The sequence below is a fragment of the Micromonospora sp. CA-246542 genome, assembly GCF_050942905.1.
Lineage (GTDB): Bacteria > Actinomycetota > Actinomycetes > Mycobacteriales > Micromonosporaceae > Micromonospora.
Window position 1 is genome coordinate 5,767,655 of record NZ_CP192040.1, and the last position, 21,466, is coordinate 5,789,120.

At 72.3% G+C, this 21,466-nt stretch carries 23 protein-coding genes; 12 read left to right on the forward strand and 11 right to left on the reverse strand.

The annotated features are described in order from the left end of the window. Positions 1-104: 104 nt before the first annotated feature. The gene (locus ACQP0N_RS26695; RefSeq protein WP_433114989.1) at positions 105-1,430 is read right to left on the reverse strand and encodes an alpha/beta hydrolase family protein; all 1,326 of its coding nucleotides are present in this window, start codon (positions 1,428-1,430) and stop codon (positions 105-107) included. Positions 1,431-1,756: 326 nt separating this feature from the next. Here ACQP0N_RS26695 and ACQP0N_RS26700 point away from each other — a divergent pair, with 326 nt between their 5' ends. From ACQP0N_RS26700 to ACQP0N_RS26720, 5 genes are all read left to right on the forward strand, one after another. After that, positions 1,757-2,320, forward strand: a complete 564-nt coding sequence (locus tag ACQP0N_RS26700; protein WP_433114991.1) for a dihydrofolate reductase family protein — start codon at positions 1,757-1,759, stop codon at positions 2,318-2,320. Positions 2,321-2,569: 249 nt separating this feature from the next. Further along, positions 2,570-2,773 (forward strand): GntR family transcriptional regulator, encoded by a 204-nt coding sequence (locus ACQP0N_RS26705; protein ID WP_433114992.1) that lies wholly within the window; start codon positions 2,570-2,572, stop codon positions 2,771-2,773. A gap of 47 nt (positions 2,774-2,820) precedes the next feature. Beyond that, on the forward strand, positions 2,821-3,318 hold the full coding sequence (locus ACQP0N_RS26710) for a SigE family RNA polymerase sigma factor (protein WP_433114994.1): 498 nt from the start codon (positions 2,821-2,823) through the stop codon (positions 3,316-3,318). After that, positions 3,318-4,343 carry a hypothetical protein gene (locus ACQP0N_RS26715; RefSeq protein ID WP_433114996.1) on the forward strand — a complete coding sequence of 342 codons (1,026 nt, stop codon included), beginning with the start codon at positions 3,318-3,320 and terminating at the stop codon, positions 4,341-4,343. The genes ACQP0N_RS26710 and ACQP0N_RS26715 overlap by 1 nt, the downstream gene beginning before the upstream one ends. 92 nt (positions 4,344-4,435) lie before the next feature. Continuing rightward, positions 4,436-5,329: a septum formation family protein gene (locus ACQP0N_RS26720; protein WP_433114997.1), complete on the forward strand. Its 894-nt coding sequence runs from the start codon at positions 4,436-4,438 to the stop codon at positions 5,327-5,329. Positions 5,330-5,335: 6 nt separating this feature from the next. On the opposite strand, the gene ACQP0N_RS26725 is transcribed toward ACQP0N_RS26720, so the two are convergent. After that, complete coding sequence (locus tag ACQP0N_RS26725; protein WP_433114999.1) at positions 5,336-6,367, reverse strand: hypothetical protein; 1,032 nt, start codon at positions 6,365-6,367, stop codon at positions 5,336-5,338. Positions 6,368-6,492: 125 nt separating this feature from the next. On the opposite strand from ACQP0N_RS26725, the gene ACQP0N_RS26730 reads away from it, so the two are divergent. The 5 genes from ACQP0N_RS26730 (at position 6,493) to ACQP0N_RS26750 (ending at position 10,840) form a co-directional block, all read left to right on the forward strand. Beyond that, entirely contained in the window at positions 6,493-6,888 is a 396-nt protein-coding gene (locus ACQP0N_RS26730) for a VOC family protein (RefSeq protein WP_433115001.1), read from the forward strand. A 119-nt stretch (positions 6,889-7,007) separates the two neighbouring features. Continuing rightward, positions 7,008-8,186 carry a sensor histidine kinase gene (locus tag ACQP0N_RS26735; RefSeq protein ID WP_433115003.1) on the forward strand — a complete coding sequence of 393 codons (1,179 nt, stop codon included), beginning with the start codon at positions 7,008-7,010 and terminating at the stop codon, positions 8,184-8,186. Then, positions 8,176-9,375, forward strand: coding sequence for a hypothetical protein (locus tag ACQP0N_RS26740; RefSeq protein WP_433115005.1), 1,200 nt, complete (start codon positions 8,176-8,178; stop codon positions 9,373-9,375). The genes ACQP0N_RS26735 and ACQP0N_RS26740 overlap by 11 nt, the downstream gene beginning before the upstream one ends. Next, the gene (locus ACQP0N_RS26745) at positions 9,348-10,061 is read left to right on the forward strand and encodes a response regulator transcription factor (RefSeq protein WP_355052244.1); all 714 of its coding nucleotides are present in this window, start codon (positions 9,348-9,350) and stop codon (positions 10,059-10,061) included. Before ACQP0N_RS26740 ends, ACQP0N_RS26745 begins: the two co-directional genes overlap by 28 nt. 71 nt (positions 10,062-10,132) lie before the next feature. Then, positions 10,133-10,840 (forward strand): hypothetical protein, encoded by a 708-nt coding sequence (locus ACQP0N_RS26750; RefSeq protein ID WP_433115007.1) that lies wholly within the window; start codon positions 10,133-10,135, stop codon positions 10,838-10,840. 121 nt (positions 10,841-10,961) lie between these two features. On the opposite strand, the gene ACQP0N_RS26755 is transcribed toward ACQP0N_RS26750, so the two are convergent. The 4 genes from ACQP0N_RS26755 to ACQP0N_RS26770 all read right to left on the reverse strand — a co-directional run bounded on the left by ACQP0N_RS26755 (position 10,962) and on the right by ACQP0N_RS26770 (position 15,057). After that, positions 10,962-11,714 carry a lysophospholipid acyltransferase family protein gene (locus ACQP0N_RS26755; protein ID WP_433115009.1) on the reverse strand — a complete coding sequence of 251 codons (753 nt, stop codon included), beginning with the start codon at positions 11,712-11,714 and terminating at the stop codon, positions 10,962-10,964. Between the two features lie 95 nt (positions 11,715-11,809). Further along, a complete protein-coding gene (locus ACQP0N_RS26760; RefSeq protein ID WP_355052241.1) occupies positions 11,810-13,870 on the reverse strand; it encodes an amylo-alpha-1,6-glucosidase in 2,061 nt (686 codons plus the stop codon). Continuing rightward, positions 13,870-14,241: an SCP2 sterol-binding domain-containing protein gene (locus tag ACQP0N_RS26765; protein WP_355052240.1), complete on the reverse strand. Its 372-nt coding sequence runs from the start codon at positions 14,239-14,241 to the stop codon at positions 13,870-13,872. The genes ACQP0N_RS26760 and ACQP0N_RS26765 overlap by 1 nt, the downstream gene beginning before the upstream one ends. Positions 14,242-14,640: 399 nt before the next feature. Then, positions 14,641-15,057, reverse strand: a complete 417-nt coding sequence (locus ACQP0N_RS26770; RefSeq protein ID WP_355052239.1) for a CBS domain-containing protein — start codon at positions 15,055-15,057, stop codon at positions 14,641-14,643. 129 nt (positions 15,058-15,186) lie between these two features. Here ACQP0N_RS26770 and ACQP0N_RS26775 point away from each other — a divergent pair, with 129 nt between their 5' ends. Next, positions 15,187-15,870: a nucleotidyltransferase family protein gene (locus tag ACQP0N_RS26775; RefSeq protein WP_433115012.1), complete on the forward strand. Its 684-nt coding sequence runs from the start codon at positions 15,187-15,189 to the stop codon at positions 15,868-15,870. 22 nt (positions 15,871-15,892) lie between these two features. On the opposite strand, the gene ACQP0N_RS26780 is transcribed toward ACQP0N_RS26775, so the two are convergent. The 4 genes from ACQP0N_RS26780 to ACQP0N_RS26795 all read right to left on the reverse strand — a co-directional run bounded on the left by ACQP0N_RS26780 (position 15,893) and on the right by ACQP0N_RS26795 (position 20,275). Beyond that, entirely contained in the window at positions 15,893-16,279 is a 387-nt protein-coding gene (locus tag ACQP0N_RS26780) for a PPOX class F420-dependent oxidoreductase (RefSeq protein ID WP_433121839.1), read from the reverse strand. Between the two features lie 189 nt (positions 16,280-16,468). Beyond that, positions 16,469-17,494, reverse strand: a complete 1,026-nt coding sequence (locus tag ACQP0N_RS26785; protein ID WP_433115014.1) for an aspartate-semialdehyde dehydrogenase — start codon at positions 17,492-17,494, stop codon at positions 16,469-16,471. A gap of 151 nt (positions 17,495-17,645) precedes the next feature. Then, positions 17,646-18,986, reverse strand: a complete 1,341-nt coding sequence (locus tag ACQP0N_RS26790; RefSeq protein ID WP_433115016.1) for a M16 family metallopeptidase — start codon at positions 18,984-18,986, stop codon at positions 17,646-17,648. After that, entirely contained in the window at positions 18,983-20,275 is a 1,293-nt protein-coding gene (locus tag ACQP0N_RS26795; protein ID WP_433115018.1) for a M16 family metallopeptidase, read from the reverse strand. The genes ACQP0N_RS26790 and ACQP0N_RS26795 overlap by 4 nt, the downstream gene beginning before the upstream one ends. A 105-nt stretch (positions 20,276-20,380) precedes the next feature. On the opposite strand from ACQP0N_RS26795, the gene ACQP0N_RS26800 reads away from it, so the two are divergent. Continuing rightward, positions 20,381-21,115, forward strand: coding sequence for a phosphodiesterase (locus tag ACQP0N_RS26800; RefSeq protein ID WP_433115020.1), 735 nt, complete (start codon positions 20,381-20,383; stop codon positions 21,113-21,115). On the opposite strand, the gene ACQP0N_RS26805 is transcribed toward ACQP0N_RS26800, so the two are convergent. Next, positions 21,082-21,300: a hypothetical protein gene (locus ACQP0N_RS26805; RefSeq protein ID WP_433115022.1), complete on the reverse strand. Its 219-nt coding sequence runs from the start codon at positions 21,298-21,300 to the stop codon at positions 21,082-21,084. The genes ACQP0N_RS26800 and ACQP0N_RS26805 overlap by 34 nt on opposite strands. Positions 21,301-21,466 lie beyond the last annotated feature (166 nt).

The window sequence follows — 21,466 nt, forward strand, 5'->3', positions numbered from 1 at the left end:
CATCCGCGATGTTCTTCTCATTACGGCGCCGCAGGTTCGAATCCTGCCGGACGCACCCTCATCACCACAGTCCAGCGGCTTGCCTGAAGATGCATCGGACGGCCCTACGTGATCGTGAAGAGCTGCTTGAGCCGGGCCTGGATCAGCGGTAGACCGGCGGTGGAGACGTCGTAGTGGCCCGCCCCTTCGAGGACGGCGAGGTTGACGTCGTTGTCGTTGATCAGCATCTTGTTGACGACGTTCCAGGTGACCGTGGCGGGGCTGGTGATGTCGTCGGTCCCGTACAGCCAGAGGATCGAGCCCGGCAGCGTCGCGTTCTCCAACCTGCCCTGGTTCTCCGCGTAGAACCGCCTGTTCTCCGGCAACGAGTTCGGTGTGTCGCCACGGATGCCGGGATAGGTGGTGAGCCGGTTCGCCGGGGACGCGGCCAGGTAGTTCTGGATGTCCTGCTTGACCAGGCGGTTGAGGTCGTCCAGGCAGGTACGCCAGTTCTCGCGGTAGAACCTCAGCATGTTCGGGCCGTAGATGGCGGTCGGGTCGATGTCGTAGCCCGCGTAGCGTTCGGTCCTGGTGAAGTAGATGGTTTCCGCGTTGGCGAAGACGAGCTGTTCGATCTGGTGTTCTGTCGGTGGCAGTCCGGAACGCGCGGCCTGCTCGATGTCGTTCCACAGCACCCGGTTCATGGCGGGCACGTCCGGTACGGGAGCGAGGGTGATGGTGCCGCGGTACTCCAGGGCGGGATCCGCCATCGCGGCCCGGTCGGAGTAGTACGCCGCGGCCAGGGCGGCGAAGCCCCCTTCCGACCATCCGGCCGGCGCCCATTGACCCGACAGCCGGTCGCCGAGGAGTCGCTGCGCGGCCACCGCCGCGTAGACCATCGAGTTTCCCTCGCTGGCCAGGTTGTAGTAGCCGTGCCCCTCCGGAACGCCTTCGGCCACCGGACCGAGTCCTTCGTAGTCCGGGGCGACCACGGCGATGTTCATTTTCAGGATGGCCGCCAACAGGGCGGCGTTCGGTCCGTCGGCCCACTTGCCGTGCTCCTGGAGTTGCACGCTGGGTGCGCACTCCGGGGCCCACCCGACGGTGCCGTGCCCCCAGACCACGAGTGGCCAACCGCCGGCCGGGGGTGCCTGCGTGGGCAGGAACAGCATCGCGGTGGCGTTGATCTGGTTTCCCTGAATGCCGGGCATGCGGTAGACGATGAGTTCGCCGTCGGCCACGTCGGCGATGACCGAGGGGACGTTGCGCAGGGGTGTGGGAGAGCCGACCACGTCCCCGTCGGAGGCCACCTCGACGGTGCCGGTCGGACCACCGTCGGCACCCCACGCCGGCGGGGCGGCGTTCAGCAGCCCGGCCAGCAGAAGCACCAGCGCGACCCGGGACCGGAAGCGGCCTTGGTGTGCGCGTTGTGCGATGGGGTGGCTGGTCATCGTGCCCCCGTCGTGGTGAGGAAGCGGTGCCGTCGGGCGTGACGGGGATCCGGATCGGAGCGCCAGGACGGCGTGGCAGACCGCGCGATCTAGCCACCACGTCTTTCGTACCTTTTCAGGTGTCTTTCCCACCCGTGGCAGGAAGCGAGGATCCTCCGGATTCGGTGCCTACCGGATGAGAATAAGCAGGTGCGGGCGGTGGGGCGGTGGTTTTCCCCGGCTGGCCCCGGGCGTCATGGCGAATCGACCCCGGCGCGGCCGCACCGACGAATCTCGCTCGATGTGCTGGTCGGTAGGTCGATAGCGGCTTACGGAAGACTGGCACGATGCGGAAACTGACCTTCGGTATGAGCGTGAGCCTGGACGGCTACGTCGCCGCGCCCGGTGACGACCTCGGATGGGGTGTGCCGAGCGACGAGCTGTTCCAGTTCTGGTCCGACCGGGTGGCGGCGACCGGCACGGCGCTGTACGGGCGCAGGCTGTGGGAGGCGATGAGTTCCCACTGGCCGACCGCCGACCAGCAGCCGGGTGCAACACCGGCGACGATCGAGTTCTCCGGCCGCTGGCGGGACATGCCGAAAGTGGTCTTCTCCTCGACGATCGACACGGTCGACTGGAACGCCCGCCTGCACACCGGCGACGCGGTCGCCGAGATCACCCGGCTCAAGGACGGGGACGCCGGTCCGCTGGACATCGCCGGCGCCACCCTCGCGGCGGCGGCGATGCGGGAGGGGCTGATCGACGAGTACGTGCTGGTCACCCACCCGGTCCTGATCGGCGGCGGCAAACCGTTCTTCACCGCCCTCGACAAGTGGGTGAACCTGAGCCTGGTGGAGACCCGGACGTTCCCCGGCGGCGTGCTCCTGACCAGGTACGAGACAAGAAACTGAGGTGCCACCTCTGTCGGGGTCAGGAGCGGTGTGGGCTCAGGTCGACGTGATGCTCGACCGAGCGACGTACCGGCCCGGTGTATTCGGTGAGCATGAACCGACGATGGTCATCCGAGGGATGAACGCTGACCGCGACATTGCTCTCGTCCTCGAAGCGCAGCGTGAAGACGGGATCGAGATCGCACAGGAAGGCAAAGCCGTCGCGGTCGTCGTCCGAATCGCTGACTCGATCCGCTGTCTCCGACGCCGATGTACGTGCAGCTCGCAGACGTGATCGCCAAACGGATCGAGGCCGGCGAGCTGCCACCCCGGCGGCCGATCCCCAGCGAGTCCACGCTTCAGCAGGAGTACGGCGTCGCCCGCGGAACGGTCCGGGCGGCAGTGCGCCTGCTACGCGAGCGCGGACTGGTCATGACCGTGCCGCAGCGCGGGACCTACGTCAGCGACAAGTAGTCGGAACGGGTGTCTACGGGCGGCCCGGCCGCCGGCGTTAATAGGGCGTGACGTTCGAGGAATACGCGTTCGCCCGCACTTCGGCGCTGGTGCGGCTCGCGCGGCTGCTGACCGGCGACGAGCATCGGGCCGAGGACCTGGTTCAGGATGTCCTGGCCCGGGCGTACGCCCGCTGGGGGCGAATCTCGCGGACGGATCAGCCGGATGCCTACGTCCGGCGCATGCTGGTCAACGCCCACCACTCGTGGTGGCGTCGTCGTAGCAGCCGGGAGGTCACCGTCGCCGCCGTACTCGATCGGGCGGGTGACGTGGACGAGGCCGCCGGCGTCGCCGAGCGCGACGCGCTGTGGCGGCTCGTGTCCGACCTGCCGGCGCGTCAGCGCACCGTGATCGTCCTGCGCTACTACGAGGATCTCGACGACACGGCGATCGCCGGGATCCTCGCCTGCTCGACCGGCACGGTACGCACCCACGCGAAGCGCGCCCTGACGACGCTGCGCAGACGGCAGGAAGCACCAACCCCCGCACGGGCAGGAGACCTCTGATGGTCAGCGACCTCGATCGGCGGCTCGCCGCCACGCTCGCGCATCGCGCCGGTGGTGACATCGACCCGACGCCCATCGTCGAACACGCCCGCCAGGACGGTCGTCGTCTGCGGCGACGTCGTCGTGGGCTGCTCGCCGCGAGCGCGGCGGCGGCGTGTGTGGCCCTCGCCGCGGTGGGCCTGACCATCCCCAGCGCCGATGACCCGATGCCGCCAGCCACAACGCTCCTGCTGCCGGAGGCAACCGTGCAGAACGGGCTGGCCGTCGGCGCCGACCCCACCACCGTGCACTTCTCGGCGGACGCGCTGGTCGATGGTGCCGAATACGCGACGTGGCGGGCGGGGCGCGGCTCCGAGAGCGTCGAGTTCCGGGGCCCGGACGGCGCGGCGCGTTTCGCGCTGGCGCGCAGCGTCGCGGCGCTGGACGCGTTGCCGCAGACCCTGTCCTCGTCCGGCCGGCCGCAGCCCCGGACCGACGTGCGGGTCGGCGACCGGCCAGGGGTCGCCTGGTTCGATCCGTCCGGCGACCAGAAGCTGTGGGTCGTCCGCTGGCAGCCCGCCGACGGGCTCTGGGCGCAGCTGGACACGTACGCGGCCACCAGCGACGAGGCCATCGGCACGGCGGGCCGGGTGCGGTTCGACGGTGCCCGCCGCTGCGTGGTGCCGTTCCGCCTGGAGGCGCTGCCGGCCGGCGCACGGCTGCTCGAATGCTCGGTCACCCTCGGCCGGTCCGAGAAGGGCGCCTTCGTCGAGGGTTCGCTCGTCGTCGGCGATGACGCCGGCCGCTGGCTGACGGTGCGGGCGCAACCCGCTCCGGGCCAGCAGGTCAGGTCCGCCGACCTCGTCGCGGGTCCCTACCGGGCTCGTCGCCAGGGCAGCGACGTCCTGGAGATGACCGTCGAACCCTGCTTCGTCGAGGCGTTCCGCAAGGGCTGGGGAAACGGCTACACCGAGGCGGACGGCCTGGTGATCCTCGGCGGGTACCGGCCGACCGGCGACCTGGTCCGCCCCGACACCTGGCGGTAAGGCCAACCAGGCCGCACCGGAAGTCGGTGCCGGTCCGTCGCGGCGGTGCCATATGCTGCCCGCGTTCGACACGGGGGCACGGGGAGAAACACATGCGACGGTACGGCTGGACGGCGCTCACGGCTGCGTTCCTCACGCTGGCGCTGGCGGGCTGCGGCACGCCGGCCGGCACGGACGGTGACCTGTTCGACGACTGGCAACCGATGGCGGCGGCGCAGCAGTTCGTCCCGAAGGCCGACGAGTGCCACCTCATCGACGAGGCCACGTCGTACCTGAGCAGCTACTCCCCCGTCGACTGCGCGAAGACGCACAAGGTGGAGACCTTCCACGTCGGCACCTTCACCGGCGCTCTGGCTACCCGTACCGCTCCGCCCAAGACGGAATCGGCGACGATGCGGTCGACCTTCGCCGACTGTGACAAGCGTGCGAAGCAGTTCGTGGGCGGCGACTGGCGCGATGCCCGCCTGTCGGTGCAGGTCGCGCCAGCGTCGCCGGCCGCCTGGTCGGGTGGCGCGCGCTGGTACCGGTGCGACATCTTCGAGCTGGACGAGGTCAACGGCCCGAACGGCGAGAGCGATGCGGCGATCCAGCGGGGCGGATCGCTGCGCAACGCCCTGGCCAGCCGCTCCCCGCTGCACTACGGGTGCATGAACGAGGACAAGTGGCAGATGCTGCGGCCGGTCGCCTGCACCGCCGGACATCAGTTCGAGTACGCCGGCACCTGGATGGCGCCGGATCGCTCCTGGGCGGACGCGACCCGGGACGAGGACTCCATCCACGCGGCCTGCCGGAAGGTCATCGCCCGCTACGCGAAGGTGCCGGTGGACGGCGATCTGATCTACCGCACCGGCACCTCGTACCGCTTCCCGAACCGCCTGCTGTGGGAGCGCGGCGACCGTGGCGTGCGCTGCTACTACTGGTCCGGCGGCACCAACGTCAAGCGATCGATCGCCGGCGGCGGCGTGAAGGCGCTGCCGATCCGCTGAGCCGGGTCAGCTCGGTCCCAGCAGCGCCGCCAGCGCGGCGTCGCCCTGCCCGAGCTGCGACCCGCCGGGCGGTGCCACGACCAGGAAGCGCCGGCAGGCGTCGAGTTCGACGTACCACTCGGGGCCGCTCCCGTCGACGCCCTGGAGCACCGCGAAGCGGGACGCCGGGGTGGCGCATTCAGCCGCCGGTGGGGTGCTGGCCAGCGCCCGCAGCACGTCCGCCTGTCGCTGCGGTGGCAGCGGCCGGCCGTACACGAAGTCACCCCCCGGTTTGCCGCTGCCACGCTCGGACGGTGGCACCTGGTAGACGCAGAGGCGCAGCGGTCCGGCCTTCGGGCCGGCGCCCGGCGCGACGCGGCCGGGACGGCCGAGGGTGGCCTCGACCCACACCATGTCCGACCAGCGCTGCGCGCACCCGGCGGCCTCGGCCTCCGAGGATTCGACCTGCCCGACGGTACGGCTGTCGACAGTGGTCAGCCGCAGCCCGTCCAGCGCCGCGCGGACCTCCGGGCGAGGCTTGCCACAGGCATCCGTCGGCAGGTACGGCCGCAGCCACCGACCCCGGTCGTCGAGCAGCGCCAGCCAGGGTGGGACGAGCATGTCGGCGGTGCAGGCGACCTCCCCCCGACCCCGTTCCTGGTCGGCCAGGCCCAGCGCGGCGACGAGCGGGCCGATGTCGTCGGCGCGGCGTTCGGTGGCCACCTGCTCGCGGCCACCACCGGCCTTCGGCACGACGTCACGGCCGCAGAGCACGGCGGTGGACGGGACGAAATTCCCGTCGATCCGCCCGGCCCGCGGCTCGACCCCGGCCGGCGTCGCCGACCCGCCCGCCCCCGGGGGTACGGGCAGCACGGCGCCCGCCTGCGGCGCGATCTTGGCGCACGAGGTCCACTTCTCGACGATCTCGGCCGGGCCGGGATCCTTCGACGTGGTGCCCGGGCCCCCGGTGTCGGCCGGGCCCGCGCAGCCGGCCAGCACCAGGCCGCACAGCCCCATGCCGAGCAGCGCCGCGACCAGAGTCGTTCCGCCTGAGCGCATCCCGCTCACCACCTCTCTGCCGTCGGATCAGACGAGTGGGAACCCGGCGCGGTTCCAGCGTGACGCCGCCGACCATGGGCGACGCTGCCCGCCGGGGCCGGAGCGCCCGTCGGCAGAATGGCCGGATGGCACATCTGGGACTGGTCGCGCTGCTGGTGAACGAGTACGACGAGGCGATCGACTTCTACGTCGGCGGGCTCGGCTTCGAGTTGGTGGAGGACACGCCTCGCCCGGACGGCGCACGCTGGGTGGTGGTGCGCCCTCCCGGCGCACGTGAAACGGCCCTGCTGCTGGCCCGCGCGAGCGACGCCGAGCAGCGGGCGCGGGTGGGCGATCAGACCGGCGGCCGGGTCGGCCTGTTCCTGCACACCGAGGACTTCGCCGCAGCTCACGCCCGCATGGTCGGGGCCGGCGTGCGGTTCCTGGAGGAGCCGCGACACGAGGCGTACGGGTCGGTGGCGGTCTTCGTCGACCTGTACGGCAACCGCTGGGACCTGATCCAGCCCCGCAGCGCAGAGTGACGACAAGGCGACACCACGCGCACGATGGGTGAACGCTCGGCATCCGCCATGCTATTCTCCGATGTCGATCTCCGCCGTGCGGACCCGGGACCGGGTCGTTGTCGGAAGGACACCTCCCGATGCCGGCGACTGCCGCCCCGACCGTGCCACCGCCCACCCTGGACAATCCCGCCGGCGGGGCGTTCAGTTTCATCTTCACCACCCTGCCGGCCCTGCTGCGGCTGACGTGCGGGCTGGTCGGCGCCGCTGTGGCGTTGTCGGTGCGTACCCCACCGGTGGACGCGGCCCTGCTGCTGCCCGGCGTGGCCGCGCTGACCGGGTGGTCGCTCTGGTACGCGGTCCGCGCGCTGCGCCACGGGATCACGCCGGCGCTGGTCGCCGGTGACGTCGCGATCACCGCGGTGGCCTGCCTGCTCATTCCCCACCTGGTGGCGCCCGAGGTGTTGCCCGGCGAGGGCAGTTGGATCGCGGTGCTCGCCAGCACCACGGTGATCAACGCGCAGGCCACCGCTAGGGCCCGCTGGTCGATCCCGGCCGGGCTGCTGGTCACCGCCGCCTACGTGGCGGGCGCGCAGGCGGCCGGCGACGTCACCGAGGCCCGGGCACACGCCGCCACGCTGCTCGTGCAGACGGCCTGCACCGCGATGATGACGGGGGTCATGCGCCGCCGGATCGGCCGGGCCGACCACGCGTTCGCCGAGCACCAGCGGCTGACCCGGGAGGCGCTGGTCGCCCGGACCGCCCGGCAGGCCGAGCGCCAGCAGAACCGGGACCTGCACGACACGGTGCTCGGCACCCTGACCATGGTGGGGCTGGGCGCGGTTCCCGGCCCGTCGGCCATGTTCCGCGAGCGGTGCGCCGCCGACCTGCGTACCCTCGTCGCGTTGACCGACCGCGGCCCGACGCCCGGCGACGGCCCGGTGCCACTCGACGAGCGGCTGCGCACGGTCCCCGACCGGTTGCCCGAGCTGCCGGTGAGCCTGGAGCTGACCGCCTGCGCGGTGCCCGCCGGGGTGGCCGACGCGATCACCGAGAGTGCCTACGCGGCGCTGTCCAACGTGGTCCGGCACGCCCCGGGCGCGCGGACCACACTGCGGCTGAGCCGCCACGCGGTCGCCGTCGTGGCCGAGGTGGTCGACGACGGCCCCGGCTTCGACCCGGCCACCGTCCCCGCGCACCGGTACGGTCTGCGCGAGTCGATCCAGGGGCGGATGGCGGCGGTCGGCGGGCGGGCCGAGGTGTGTTCCGCGCCCGGCGCCGGCACCCGGATTCGACTGGAGTGGCCCGGTGGCGGCTGACCTCGGCGCGACGGCGGACCGCGCCGGCATTCGTTCCCTACCGGTGCCTCGACCCGGCCCGGTCGACGGGCCCGAGCAGTCGGTGCTCGCCGCGCCCGCCGCCGTGGCCCAGGCCTCCGACCGGGGCGCCCGGATCGTCGCCGTCGCCATCGCGCTGGCCTGGCACGTCGCGATCGGACTGCCCGCCGTGCTGGCGACCCGCGCGCAGTTCTCCGCACCGACCGTCGTGCTCGGCGGCTGGGTGCTGGTCGCCGTGGCCGGAGCGGTGGCCGGCGTCCGGCTGCTGCGCGGCACGCCACTGCCGCCGTGGCCGCTCGCCGGGCTGCTGGTCGCCGTCGACGCGGCGGTCTTCGCGGCGGTCGGCGAACGACACCTGTTCACCGCCGCCAACTGGGTGTGGGGCACGCTCGGCTGGTTCTTCGTGCTCGCCATGTGGGGGCGGCGGGTCGGCGGTCTCGTCGCGCTGCTGACCACCCACGCGACGATCGCGCTCGCCGCCGTCCTCGCGTACGCGCCGAGCGCGGCCGACCTGGCCCGCTACACCATGTACGTCTACGGCACCTTCACGCTGCCGGTGGCGGTCTTCGCCGGCAGCGCGGTGATCGTCGGCCTGGCCCGGGACCGGGCCGCCGCAGCCGCGGCGATGCACACGATCGCCGCCGAGCGGGCCGCCGCCGAGCAGGGCCGGCAGGAACGCCGTGACCGGCTCGCCCTGGTGGGCGCTGCGGCCGGGCGGGTGCTCGGCGAGCTGGCCGACGGGGAGGCGGACCCGGCCGACCCGGAGGTGCAGCGCCGGTGTGTACTGGCCGCGGCCCGGCTGCGCCGCCTGATCGCCGAATCCGACGACGTGCCCGACCCGCTCCTGCACGAGCTGCGGGCCGCCGTTGACCTGGCCGAACGCAACGGGCTGCCGATCGACCTGGTCGCCATCGGCAACCCGCCGCCGCTGCCGGTGGAGGTCCGTCGCCGGCTGGCCGACCCGCTCACCAGCCTGCTCGCCGACGCCGGGGGGTGGGCCCGCCTGACCGTGGTGTCCGGCCCGGACGAGGTGGTGGTCAGCCTCGTCACGCCGGATCGGGAGGGGCCGGACGCGACCGGCCCGCCCACCGAACACCAGGACGGGCCGGTGCGGCACCTTTACGAACGGGACGGGGACATCAGATGGGCGCAGACCCGGTGGTCGGGGTGACCGGTGACCGGCCGGTCGGGGTGGCGATCGTGGACGACCATCCGGTGGTCGTCGACGGGGTACGCGCCTGGCTCGCCAGCGAACCGCGACTGACCGTGCTGGCCACCGGGGACGACCCGGACGAGGTGCTGCGCGCCGCGCCGGACGCCGACGTCGTCCTGCTCGATCTGCGGCTGCACGGCCGGATGGCGCTGGACAAGCTGGCCGAGTTGAGCGCCACCGGGCGGCGGGTGGTGGTCTACTCGGAGCACACCGACCCGGAGACCATGCTCGCCGCGCTGGACGCCGGGGCCGTGGCGTTCCTAGCCAAGCACGAGGGCCGCGAACACTGCGTGGCGACCGTGCTGGCCGCGGCGAGTGACCGCCCGTACGTGCCTCCGGCGCTGGCCGGCGCGATGGTCGGCGACCCGAGACCGGACCGACCGGCACTGTCCGACAAGGAGCGCGAGGCCCTGCTGCTCTGGTTCCAGTCGATGTCCAAGGCGTCGGTGGCGCGTCGCATGCAGATCAGCGAGCACACCGTGAAGCAGTACGTCGACCGCGCGCGGATCAAGTACACCCGCGCGGGGCGGCCGGCAGCCACAAAGGCGGCGCTGCTCGCCCGTGCGATCGAGGACGGCCTCGTCCGCCCGGAGGAGATCGGCATCTACCGGTCACAGGCGACGCACGACCGGCCGACCCCCTAACGGGCGTCATGACAGTGGCCGACGAATCGGCGAAGCTCAACGCACAGCCAGTTCACCGGGAGGTCGTGACGATGCAGGCCGACGCGTCCCCCTTCTTCATCGGCCCGCACCGGTTCGACGCGCCGGACGACGACGCCGGCCCCACCCTCGACCGGCGGTACGACATGCGCCCACTGCCGGGCGAGAAGGTGCTCGGGCGGCACCGGCTGCTCGTGGCGGGCTACCTGCTCGGGCCGACGGAGACACGATGCGCCTGGCAGCTCCCCGGACCGGTCTCGGTGACCGTTACCGACCAGCGGATCTGCTGGGTCGGCACCGGTTCGCAGCTCTCGCTGGTCGCCGACGACACGCCCCGGCCCCGGCCCACCGGCCGCGTGACCGGCCTGATGACCGGCCAGATCCGCTGGCAGTGGCCGTCCCGGCTGGAGCTGCCCGCCGAGCCGCCGCAACTGATGATCGTCTGCGACGCGTTGCGGACGATCCAGCAGCCGGCGCTGGCCCTGGGTGGGTCACCGGGCGAGGTCGTCGCGCTGGCCCAGCAGGTCCGCCGGGCGGTGGCCATGTTCCGCCTCACCCGCCCGCAACTGGTGGACCTCTCCGCCCAGGAGCGCGACGTCCTGCTACTGCGGGCCGGCCCCGCGCTGCTCGCCGGGGACACCCGGATCACCCTGCCCGGCTCGCTGCCGGTGGAGTTCCGCTCCCGCGACGACTACTACCGCTCGGGGCCGGAACCCAGCTCGTGGGACGGCTTCGCCGACGGCACGTCCGGGCGTCACTGACGCGAACACCGGCCGCCGCCGGCGTACCCGGATGTCGCGGGCTGCGTCCGGCGGTCACCGGCGGCGTGCACGGCCGTCAGCGGTGGCGTAGCCGGGCACGGCCGCGCCATTCCGGGCGTCCTCAGACGCTGGGGGCGCGTTCCTCCCCTTCGGCGTCCAGCGCGGCAGCCTCCTGCGGCGTCGGCGCGCTCCCACCGAGGTGAGCCGGCAGCCACCAGGTGTCCTCCGGGCCGGCCGGCGCGTCCGGGTACTCGCGCTGGGCCCGCTCCACGAGCGCGCTCAGCCGGGTGGTCAACTCGGCGGCCAGCACGTTCGGGTCCGGAAAGTCCGCCGGCAGGATCGGCTCGCCGATGAGGATCGTGATGGGCGTGTGCCGGCGGGTGAGGGTGCGGGGACGGCCCTTGGTCCAGAGTCGCTGGGTGCCCCACAGCGCGACCGGCAGGACCGGCACCTTCGCCGAACGCGCCATCCGGACGGTGCCGCTCTTGAGTTCCTTGACGGTGAACGACCGGCTGATGGTGGCCTCGGGGAAGACGCCCACCACCTCCCCGCGCTTGAGCGCGTCAACGGCCGTACGGAACGAGGCCGCGCCGGCCTGCCGGTCCACCGGGATGTGGCGCATGCCGCGCATCAGCGGGCCGGAGATCCGGTGCGCGAACACCGACTGCTTGGCCATGAACCGGACGAGCCGACCCGAGGCGTTCGCGCCCAACCCGGCGAAGATGAAGTCGAGGTAGCTGACGTGGTTGCTGGCCAGCACCGCCCCGCCCGTGCGAGGCACGTGGTGGGCGCCCTCGATGGTGATCTTCAGGTCGAGGACCCGGAACAACGTCTTGGCAGCGGCGATAACGGGCGGGTACACGAGCTCCGGCATCCGCAGAATCTACCGTGCCCGGCTGGGCATCGCCTGGGTGGCGGCCCGGCGGCGACGCGGGTGGCGCGCCGCCGCCGGTGCGCCTCGCGCGCGGCTCAGTCGGCGAGGCTGTGCAGATCGAGCCGACCTCGGGCGAAGGCGTCCACCCGCCCCCAACGGCCCGGAATGTCCAGGACCTCGATCCGGCCCATCCCGACCGGGAGACGCGGCTCGACCGCCAGGTGCCCGTCGTGCGGTTCGAGACCGAGCATGGTGCGCAACAGCAGCAGCGGCGTACCCGTCGACCAGGCCTGCGGGCTGCACGCCGTGGGGTACTCGACCGGGAACTTGGTCAGCTCCCGCGGGTAGCCGCCGAACGCCTCCGGTAGCCGCCCGTCGAAGTAGGTGGCCGCGTCGAGGATGCCGTTGGCGATGGTGGCGGCCTCCTCGGCGAACCCGTAGCGACGCAGGCCCCAGGCGATGAACGAGTTGTCGAACGGCCAGATCGTGCCGTTGTGGTAACCGATGGGGTTGTACCGGGCCTCCCCCTCGGCGAGCGTGCGCACCCCCCAGCCGGAGAACAGTCGCGGCCCGACCAGGTGCGCCGCCAGCTTCTCGGCCCGCGCCGGATCGACGATCCCGCTCCACAGCAGGTGACCGATGTTGGAGCTGAGAATGTCGCACTGGCGACCGTCCGGGTCCAGGGCCAGCGCGTAGTACTCGCCGTCGTCCACCCACCAGTCCCGGTTGAACCGCTCCTTCAGCTCCGCCGCCTCCCGCTCCAACTGGTCGGCGAACTCCGGGTCGTCCCAGAACAGGCGGGCCATCCGCGCCGCGCGGACCTTCGCGTCGTACGCGTACCCCTGCACCTCGCAGGTGGCCCGGGGAAACGGCGGCAGGGTGCCGTCGGAGTAGGAGATCGAATCCCAGGAGTCCTTCCAGCACTGGTTCTCCAGGCCGGTCTCGGTGTTGCGGCGCTCGTACCAGATGTAGCCGTTGCCGACCAGGTCGGCGTAACTGTCGATCCACTTGAGCGCGGCCCGGGACTCCTGCTCCAACTCCTTGACCAGCGCCACGTCCCCGCTCCACCGCTCGTACTCGTCGAGCAGCACGAGGAACAGCGGAGTCGCGTCCACCGATCCGTAGTACGGCGAGTGCGGCTGCTCCTCGAAGGCGGCGGTCTCGCCGTACCGCATCTCGTGCAGGATCCGCCCCGGGTCCTCGTCCCGGAAGTCGTCGAACCGACTGCCCTGCAGGGACGCGAGGATGCGCAGCGTCGTCTTCGACAACTGCGGCGTGAACGGCAGCGTCTGGAGGCAGGTGAGGATGCTGTCCCGGCCGAACATGGTCATGAACCAGGGCAGACCGGCCGCGGGCAGGGTGGCGCCCCCGAGCGACAGCGGCGAGAAGCGCAGCGCCGCGAGGTCGATCAGACTGCGTCGGTACGTGCTGGCGACCCGTCCGTACTGACTGTTGACCTTCGGCGCGTCCGCGATCCACTGCTCCAGGTCGTGTTGCAGGGCCAGCCGCTCGCCGCCGTGCACGCGCAGACCCATCCGCAGGTCCCGGTCCCCTGGGCCGACCGCGCGCGTCTGCACGTCGATCTGCGCCTCCCACTGCTCATTCGGTTCCAGGCGGATGGTGTACGTGAAACCCCGGTTGTCGTAGCGCGGCGACATCGACGAGGAAATGATCGTTTCGCGCCGGAAGTTGCCCCGGCGGTAGCCCAGGCGCAGCTTGTCGGCCTCGACCTCGGTATAGATCTCGCCCTTCTTGTTCAGGATCTCGTCCTTGACCTGGAACAGGTCCGCGAAGTCGGCCGCGGCGTCCATCCGTATCTCCAGATCGACCGCCTTCTCGTCGTGGTTGAGGATGGTGAGCTGTTCACAGAAGCTGCCGCCGACCGCGCGCTCGCGGATGATCGACAACTTCGCGTCCACGTAGTGGGTGGCCATCCCCGGCACGAGGAAGAACCGGGACTCGAAGTACTGCAGGTCGTCGTACGAGAGCGAGTTGAGGCGTTCTCCGTTGACGCTCAGCACCCACGTCGACAGGAACCGGGTGTCGAGGGAGAAGAGCCCGGTCGGTTCGCTCGGCGTCGCCTCGATGTCACCGGTGTCCTCGCAGACGACGAACGTGCTGCCGTCCAGGATCCGGATCGTGTTGCTCTGCCCCATCACCGCACCTCCCCAGCGAATCGGCGACGCGGCCCACGGGCGTCCGGCGACCCGGGGAAGATCCGCTCCACCTGCACCACCAGCCGGGCGTCCCCCGACACCGTCATGTCCCCGCGCAACAGCGCCGCCAGGCCGTGCTCACGGCCGGCCGCTATCTCGTCGAACAGCATCGGGCTGGCACCGATCACCGTGTCGGCCTCGCTGTCCTCCTGGCTCACGTTGAGCCGCCCACGGTCGATCTTCAGCAGCCAGTGCCGGGTCTGCGCCCCCTCGTGCAGGTCGATCCGCAGTGTCCCGGAGGTCTTCGCCAGCAGAGGCTCGTACCCCCGCCGGTCCAGCTCCTCGAAGAACCTCGTGGTCGCGTCCACCATCGGGTCCACTCCTTCCAGTCGGCCGGGCCCCGGCGATCACACCCGACGCGCCACGCGTCCCGCGATGCACGTCCCCGCACGGGTCCCCCGACCCCAGGACCCCAACCTCGCCCAAATAGGGTGACCGCCCCTCCCGCCCCCGCCCTCCCACCCCCTCTGCCCCTCCGCCCCGGTGATCAAGAGGTTCGCGTCACCGTTCTCGGCGTGTCGTGACGCGAACCTCTTGATCACCGGACCGAGGCGGACCGAGGCGGACCGAGGCGGACCGAGGCGGACCGAGGGCGGACCGAGGGCGGGCTGGGGGCGGGCTGAGGGCAGGGCATGGGCGGGTGGGGGCGGAGGGCAGGGGGGCGCCGGCCCTTCCGGGATGGGAGGGCCGGCGCTCCTGTGCTGCCTGCGTCAGTTGTTCGGCTCGTCAGCGCTGATGTCGGCCAGCACCGACTGCGGCTCACGCTCGACCGCGAGGTCGCCCATCGAGACCAGGCCGATCAGGCGGCCCTCGTCGACCACCGGCAGCCGGCGTACGGCGTAGGTACGCATCAGGTCAGCGGCGGACACCGCGTCGTCGTACTGGCTCACCGTGATCACATCGCGGCTGGTGATCTGGTTCAGCCGGGTCGAGCCCGGGTCCATGTTCTCCGCGACACCCCGGACCGTGATGTCCCGGTCTGTGACGATACCGACGACACTGTCGCCATCGGTCACCACCACGTCACCAATGGCGCTGTCGCGCATCTCCTGCGCGGCGGCGATCAGCGTGTCGTTGCCGTCCATCGTCACCAACCGGGTCGTCATGAACTCTCCGACCGTTGTCATGGTGCTCCCCTCTCGGTGTCGGCACGGCCCGTCTACCCGCCGCCCCGCAGGGGGTAACACCATCGGTCGGCCGGCTATCCGTCCGGCCGGCGCAGGCGGCGCAGTTCGTACCGGCCACGGCTGGTCAGGGTGCAGAACATCGGCAGCAGCGCGTACCCCAGGATGCCGACCGCGGCCCGTGCCCGCGCCGTGGGGCAGCGTGCCCCGGCGACGCCGCCTACCGTGGACGAGGTGCTGACGGGTGAGCGTGAACTGCGGGAGCTGATCGGCGGCAACGCCTGGCTGACCCGGGCGCTGACCGTGGTCCGCGACTCCGGCCTGCCCGACGCCTGGATCGGCGCGGGCGCCCTGCGCGACCTCGTCTGGGGCGAGCGGTACGGCGACGGGTTCGACCCGACGACCGTTCGCGACGTGGACGTGGTCTTCTTCGACCCGGCGAGGTTGTCCCGCGAGGACGACCAGCGGGCCACCGACCGTCTGGTCGCCGCCTGGTCGGCCCCGCCGTGGCAGGCGCGCAACCAGGCAGCGGTACACACCTGGTACGCCTCGAAGTTCGGCGGGGACCCGATCGCGCCGTACCGGAGCGTCGCCGAGGCGGTGGCCACCTGGCCGGAGTACGCCACCGCCGTGGCCGTGCGCCTGGCAGCGGACGGTGACCTGGAGATCTGTGCCCCGTACGGCCTCGCGGACCTGCTCGGCGGGGTGTGGCGGCACAACCCGGCCCGGGTGGACGTCACGGTGTCCCGACAGCGGCTGGCCCGCCACCGGCCCGCGCAACGCTGGCCCGGGGTGACCGTGGTCGAGCCGGGCTGAGCCGGCAGCCGCCGGCGATCCCTCAGGAGCGGGGCGGTATCCCGTACATCCGCTCCACGTGCAGGCGCAGCACCAGCCGCTGCTCGGCGACCATGGCGCTGCGGTATTCGGCCCAGTCCGGGTGCTCGCCGCGCAACGACCGGTAGAGCCCGACCAGTTCCTCGACCGTGGCGTCCTCGACGTCGGCCGCCGTGGCGGTCAGCTCGGCACGCCCCTCGACTACCGCGTACGCCCAGCCGTCCTCGCTGCTGACGTGGAAGCTGGCGCGCGGGTCCCGACGGAGGTTGGCGGTCTTGGCCCGGCCGTCGGTGACGGACACCCGGATCAGGCCGGCAGCGGGATCGAACGAGTAGACCACCGTGGACAGTTGCGGTCGCCCGTCACGTTTGATGGTGGCGAGCACGCCCATCGAACGACCGGCGACGAGGTCGGTCAACGCCTGCTGATTGGGGTCCTCCGGCACAGCTTCCTCCAGGTGGCGTGGTCGGCTTCGTCCATCCAAACACGACCGGCGCGCTCCCGCTCCAGACGTGCCGGCGCCCACCACCGACTGCGGGCCCGGACCGTGACCGGCCGGGCCCGCAGGGGACGGTGATCCTCAGCGCCGTTCGGCGGCGACCAGCTCGGCGAGCTGTACGGCGTTGAGCGCCGCGCCCTTGCGCAGGTTGTCGTTGGAGCAGAACAGCGCCAGCCCGTACTCGACGGTCTCGTCGGCGCGGATGCGACCCACGTAGGTCGGGTCCTGCCCGGCGGCCTGCAACGGCGTCGGCACGGCGGTAAGCGCGACGCCGGGCGCGTCGGCCAGCAGCTCGTGGGCCCGCTGCGGCGTGATCGGCCGCGCGAAGCGGGCGTTGATCTGCAGCGAGTGGCCGGTGAAGACCGGCACCCGGACGCAGGTGCCGGACACCTTGAGGTCGGGGATCTCCAGGATCTTGCGGCTCTCGTTGCGGAGCTTCTGCTCCTCGTCGGTCTCGAACGAACCGTCGTCGACGATCGAGCCGGCCAGCGGCAGCACGTTGAAGGCGATCGGCTCGGCGAACGAGCGCGGCGCGGGGAACTCGACGGCCGACCCGTCGAAGGCGAGCCCGGCGGCGTGCTCGGCGACCTTGCGGACCTGCTCGTCCAGTTCGGCGACGCCGGCCAGCCCGGCGCCGGAGACCGCCTGGTACGTCGAGATGACCAGACCGATCAGTCCAGCCTCGGCGTGCAGCGGGCGCAGCACCGGCATCGCGGCCATCGTCGTGCAGTTGGGGTTCGCGATGATCCCCTTCGGGCGGTCGGCCGCGGCGTGTGGGTTGACCTCGGCGACCACCAGTGGCACCAGCGGGTCCATCCGGAACGCCGACGAGTTGTCGATCACCACGGCGCCGGCCTCGGCGACCCGGGGAGCCAACTCCCTGGCCGTGCCCTTACCGGCCGAGAAGAGCACGATGTCCAGCCCGGAGTAGTCCGCCGTCGCGGCGTCCTCGACGGTCACCTCCTCGTCGCGCCACGGCAACGTACGCCCCGCGGACCGCGCCGAGGCGAACAACCGCACCTGCTCCGCCGGGAACTCCCGCTCCGCCAGCACCTGCCGCATCACGCCACCGACCTGGCCGGTGGCCCCCACAATGCCGATCCTCATGCCCCGGAGGCTACCCACCCCACCCCCGAAACCGGGACCCCTTTCCCACCTCCCGGGTCCCACCTCACACCGGACCGTGCCCGCAAGGTTGATCAAGAGGTTTGCGTCAAGAAGCGCGTGCAATCTGACGCAAACCTCTTGATCAACGCGCCTACAGCAGGTGTAGGTCTCCCAGGGCTGCGGACTCCAGGTCTTCTCGGATCACTGCCGCGTCGCCCTCTACCACCAGGGTCAGCGCGTCGGTGTGGAGGTGTTGGGCCGCGGCGGCGGAGACCCGCTCCACGTCGGCGTTGAGCAGTTCCTCGCGCAGCCGGGCGTGGTAGTCGTCCGGCAGGTCGTGCACCACGAGCGTGGTCAGGGCGGACGCGATCGCCCGAGGGCTCTGCAACTCGACCGAGAGCTGCCCGGCCCGCCAGGAGCGGGCCACCGCCAGCTCGTCCTCGGTCACACCCTCCGCCTGCGTACGGGCGATCTCACCCACCGCCTCGACCAGGGCCGGCGTGGTGACCGCGGTCTGCACGCCCGAGCTGACCGCGAACCGGCCGAACCGGCGGGACGAGGCGAACTCGCCCCGGATGCCGTACGTGTAGCCGCGCACCTCGCGGATCAGGTGGTTGAGCCGGGAGGTGAACGCCCCGCCGAGGACCGTGCCGGCGAGGGTCATCGGCACGTGGTCGGGGTGCGCCCGGTGCGGCGCCGGGTGGCCCAGCCGCAGCGTGGACTGCACCGAGCCCGGCCGGTCCACCAGGATGATCCGCCGGCCGGCGCGCAGCGGCACCTCGACCGGACCGCCGAGCTCGGCCGGACCGCCTCCGGTGCCGGCGAACGCCGCGGCCGCCAGAGCGTCCAGGTCGATCCGGTCCAGGTCACCGGCGACGACCAGGGTGCCGGGCCGCAGGAACCACTCGGAGTGGAAGACGGTGATGTCCTCCACGTCCAGGGCGGCCACCGAGTCCGGGTCGCCGTACATCGGTCGTCCCCACCGCGTGTCGGCGCCGAACAGGTCGGCGCGCAGCGCGGCGTCGGCGCGCGGACCGGGGTTGGCCCAGTCCATGCGCAGCGCGTTCGCCTCGTCGTCGCGGACCCGCCGCACGTCGGTCGGGTCGAGTCGGGGCGTCCGGACGGCCTCGGCGAGCAGTTCCACGGCGGCGGTCAACCGGTCCACCGGGACCTGCACGCTGACCTGGAACGAGTCCCAGTCCAGCCCGGTCACCAGTTCGGTGCCCAACGCCTCGATGGCCAGCGCGTACGCGGTGGCGTCCCGCTGCGCGGTGCCCTCCTCCATGGCCTTGGCGAGGACACCGCCCAGGCCCTCCTTGCCGGTCAGCTCGCGGCCGGCACCGGCGTCGAGCAGCAGCAGCGCGACGGCGAGGTTCTGCCCGGGCAGGTGCGCGGCGACCACCTGCCCGCCGCCTACCGCGCGGCGGACCACCGGCGGGAACCGGTACGGGCGAGCGGCACCCGGGCCGGGACGGTCGGCGATCAGCGTCATGCGGTCTCCTCGGGCACGTAGGTCAGGGTCACCCGGTCGGCGGCGCCGAGCACCTCGGCGGCCGTCTCGGCGATCTGCTCGGCGGTCACGGCGAGCCAGGCGGGCAGCCGGTCGGCGGCCCGGGCCGGGTCACCGAACTGGGTGGCGTACCGGCCGAGCGTGTCCGCGCGGCCGTCCACCGTCGACATCTGCCGCCACCACGCGGTGCTCAGCAGCGCCTTGGCCCGGTCCAGTTCGGCGGCGGTGACCGGCACGGTGGCCAGCTCGTCGACGACCTCGGCGAGCCCTTCGGTCAGCCGTTCGGCGCTCACCCCGGGCCGCGCCGTGGCGGTGGCGATCAGCGGCGCGGGCGCGTGCGCGAGGTCCACCCCGTACGCGCCGACCAGGTCGGGTTGGGCGATCCGCTCGCCGTCGGCGAGCCGCTGGTAGAGCCGACTGCCCCGACCGCTGCCGAGAACCGTGGCGAGGACGGTGAGCACGTCGTACCCGGGGGTGCCGAACGGGTGGCCGCGGTGCGCGACGTAGACGCGCGGCGCGGGCACGTCGGCGGTCACCGTCTCCACCGCGGGCTGCCCGGTGGCGGGGACGCTGCGGCCGTCCGGGGCGGCCGGGATGTCGTCGCGGGCGGGCAACGCGCCGAAATACTTGTCGGCCAGCGCGAACACCTCGGCGGCCGTGGCGTCGCCGACGACGGTGAGCACCGCGTTGTTCGGCGCGTAGTACATCTCGTGGAACGCCTGGAAGGTCGCGAGGTCGGCGGCGTTCAGGTCGGCCATGGAACCGATCGTCGAGTGGTGGTACGGGTGCCCAGGCGGGTAGAGCAGGGGCAGCAGCCGCAGCCAGGCGTCCCCGTACGGGACGTTCTCGTAGCGCTGCCGGCGCTCGTTCTTGACCACCTCGCGCTGGTTGTCGAGCGTCTCCTGGGTGAGCGCCGGGACGAGCCCGCCCATCCGGTCGGCCTCCAGCCAGAGCGCCAACTCCAGGTGTTCCGCCGGGATCGTCTCGAAGTAGTTCGTCCGGTCCGGGTTGGTGGTCGCGTTCAGCGAGCCGCCGGAGCCCTGGATCAGCTTCATGTGTTCGGTCTTCGCCACGTTCACCGAGCCCTCGAACATGAGGTGTTCGAAGAGATGGGCGAAGCCGGTCTGCCCGGCCGGCTCGTGCCGGGATCCGACGTCGTACCAGAGGTTCACGGCCACCGCGGGCGCGGTCCGATCCTCGCTCACCACCACACGCAGGCCGTTGTCCAGTCGGGACGTCTCGATGGGCCAGGGGTAACCACTGTCGGGCATGGCACGACGCTATCCGATCTCGCGGACGGAAAGGTGACGCGCGGTGCGTCGGCGAGCCGACCCGCCCGCCCGCATCGAGTCCGCCGCTCGGGGTACCGCAGGGGTATGACCCCACCCACCGCCGGACCAGCCGCCCGCGCCGTCGAACGCGCGAGCGCCGCGCTCGGCCGCCTGCGCCGCGGCCGGTTGCTGCATCCGTCGGGCGCGTCGTTCTCCGCCGTGGTGACGATCTGGGGTACGCCCGGACCGCCCGTCGGGGTCGGCCTCCTGGACGACCCCGGTGAGTACGCGGGCACGGTCCGCCTGTCCCGGGGGACGCCCACGCCGGGCGGGTGGCCGGACGTGCTGGGCCTGGCACTGCGCGTGCACTGCGGCCAGGGACGCCCGTTCGACCTGCTGGTCAGCTCCAGCGGCGCCGCCCCGGTGCTGCGGAACCTGCCGCTGCCCCGCCGGGGCTTCTCCGGGACGTACAGCACGATCATGGGCTATCGCGCGGGCCGCCGCCGACTCTGGTTGGCCGCGTTGGACGACCCGGAGGCGGTCGACCTCGGTCGCACCCTGTCCGCCGTCACGGCGGCGGCCCAGACGGACGCGCCGCGCCTGGTGCTCGCGGTCGCGTCCGCCGTGGGGCCGTGGCGGCCGTTCGGCCAGGTCGGCATCGGCGTCCCGCTGGACGCCCGTCAGGACGCCGCGCTCGCGTTCGACCCGGTGCGCAACCTGCCGGCCGGCCTGCGGGCGGCGGGTCCGCTCACCTGGCTGCGCGAGCAGACCTACCGGGGGTCACGCCGGGCCCGCGGTGCGACGGTTCAGTCCGGCGGCTCGACGGCCACCACGGTCTGATCCGAGGTACGCCGTTCCAGCACCGTGTCGGGGGCCGCGTTCTGATCCGCCTCGCGCAGGTCCGAATCGGCGAGGATGGCCTCCGCCTGCGCCTGCGGATCGTCACTGCCCGCGGCGACCTCCTCGGGAAGGAGGTGGTGGGCGCGGGACTCCGCCCGCTCCTGATCGCTCTGCTCGTCAGTCATGGCACCCCTGTTACCCCGGGCCCGCCCTTCGCACGCGGTGTCCACTCCGCATCCTGGGACGAGGGACCGGCGAGCCCGGCCGGGTCGGGTAGGCTGGCCCGGTGATGAGGACGTATCCATGGTTTAGGCAGCCGGCTGGCACGCCGGTGACTTCACCATGATCTGA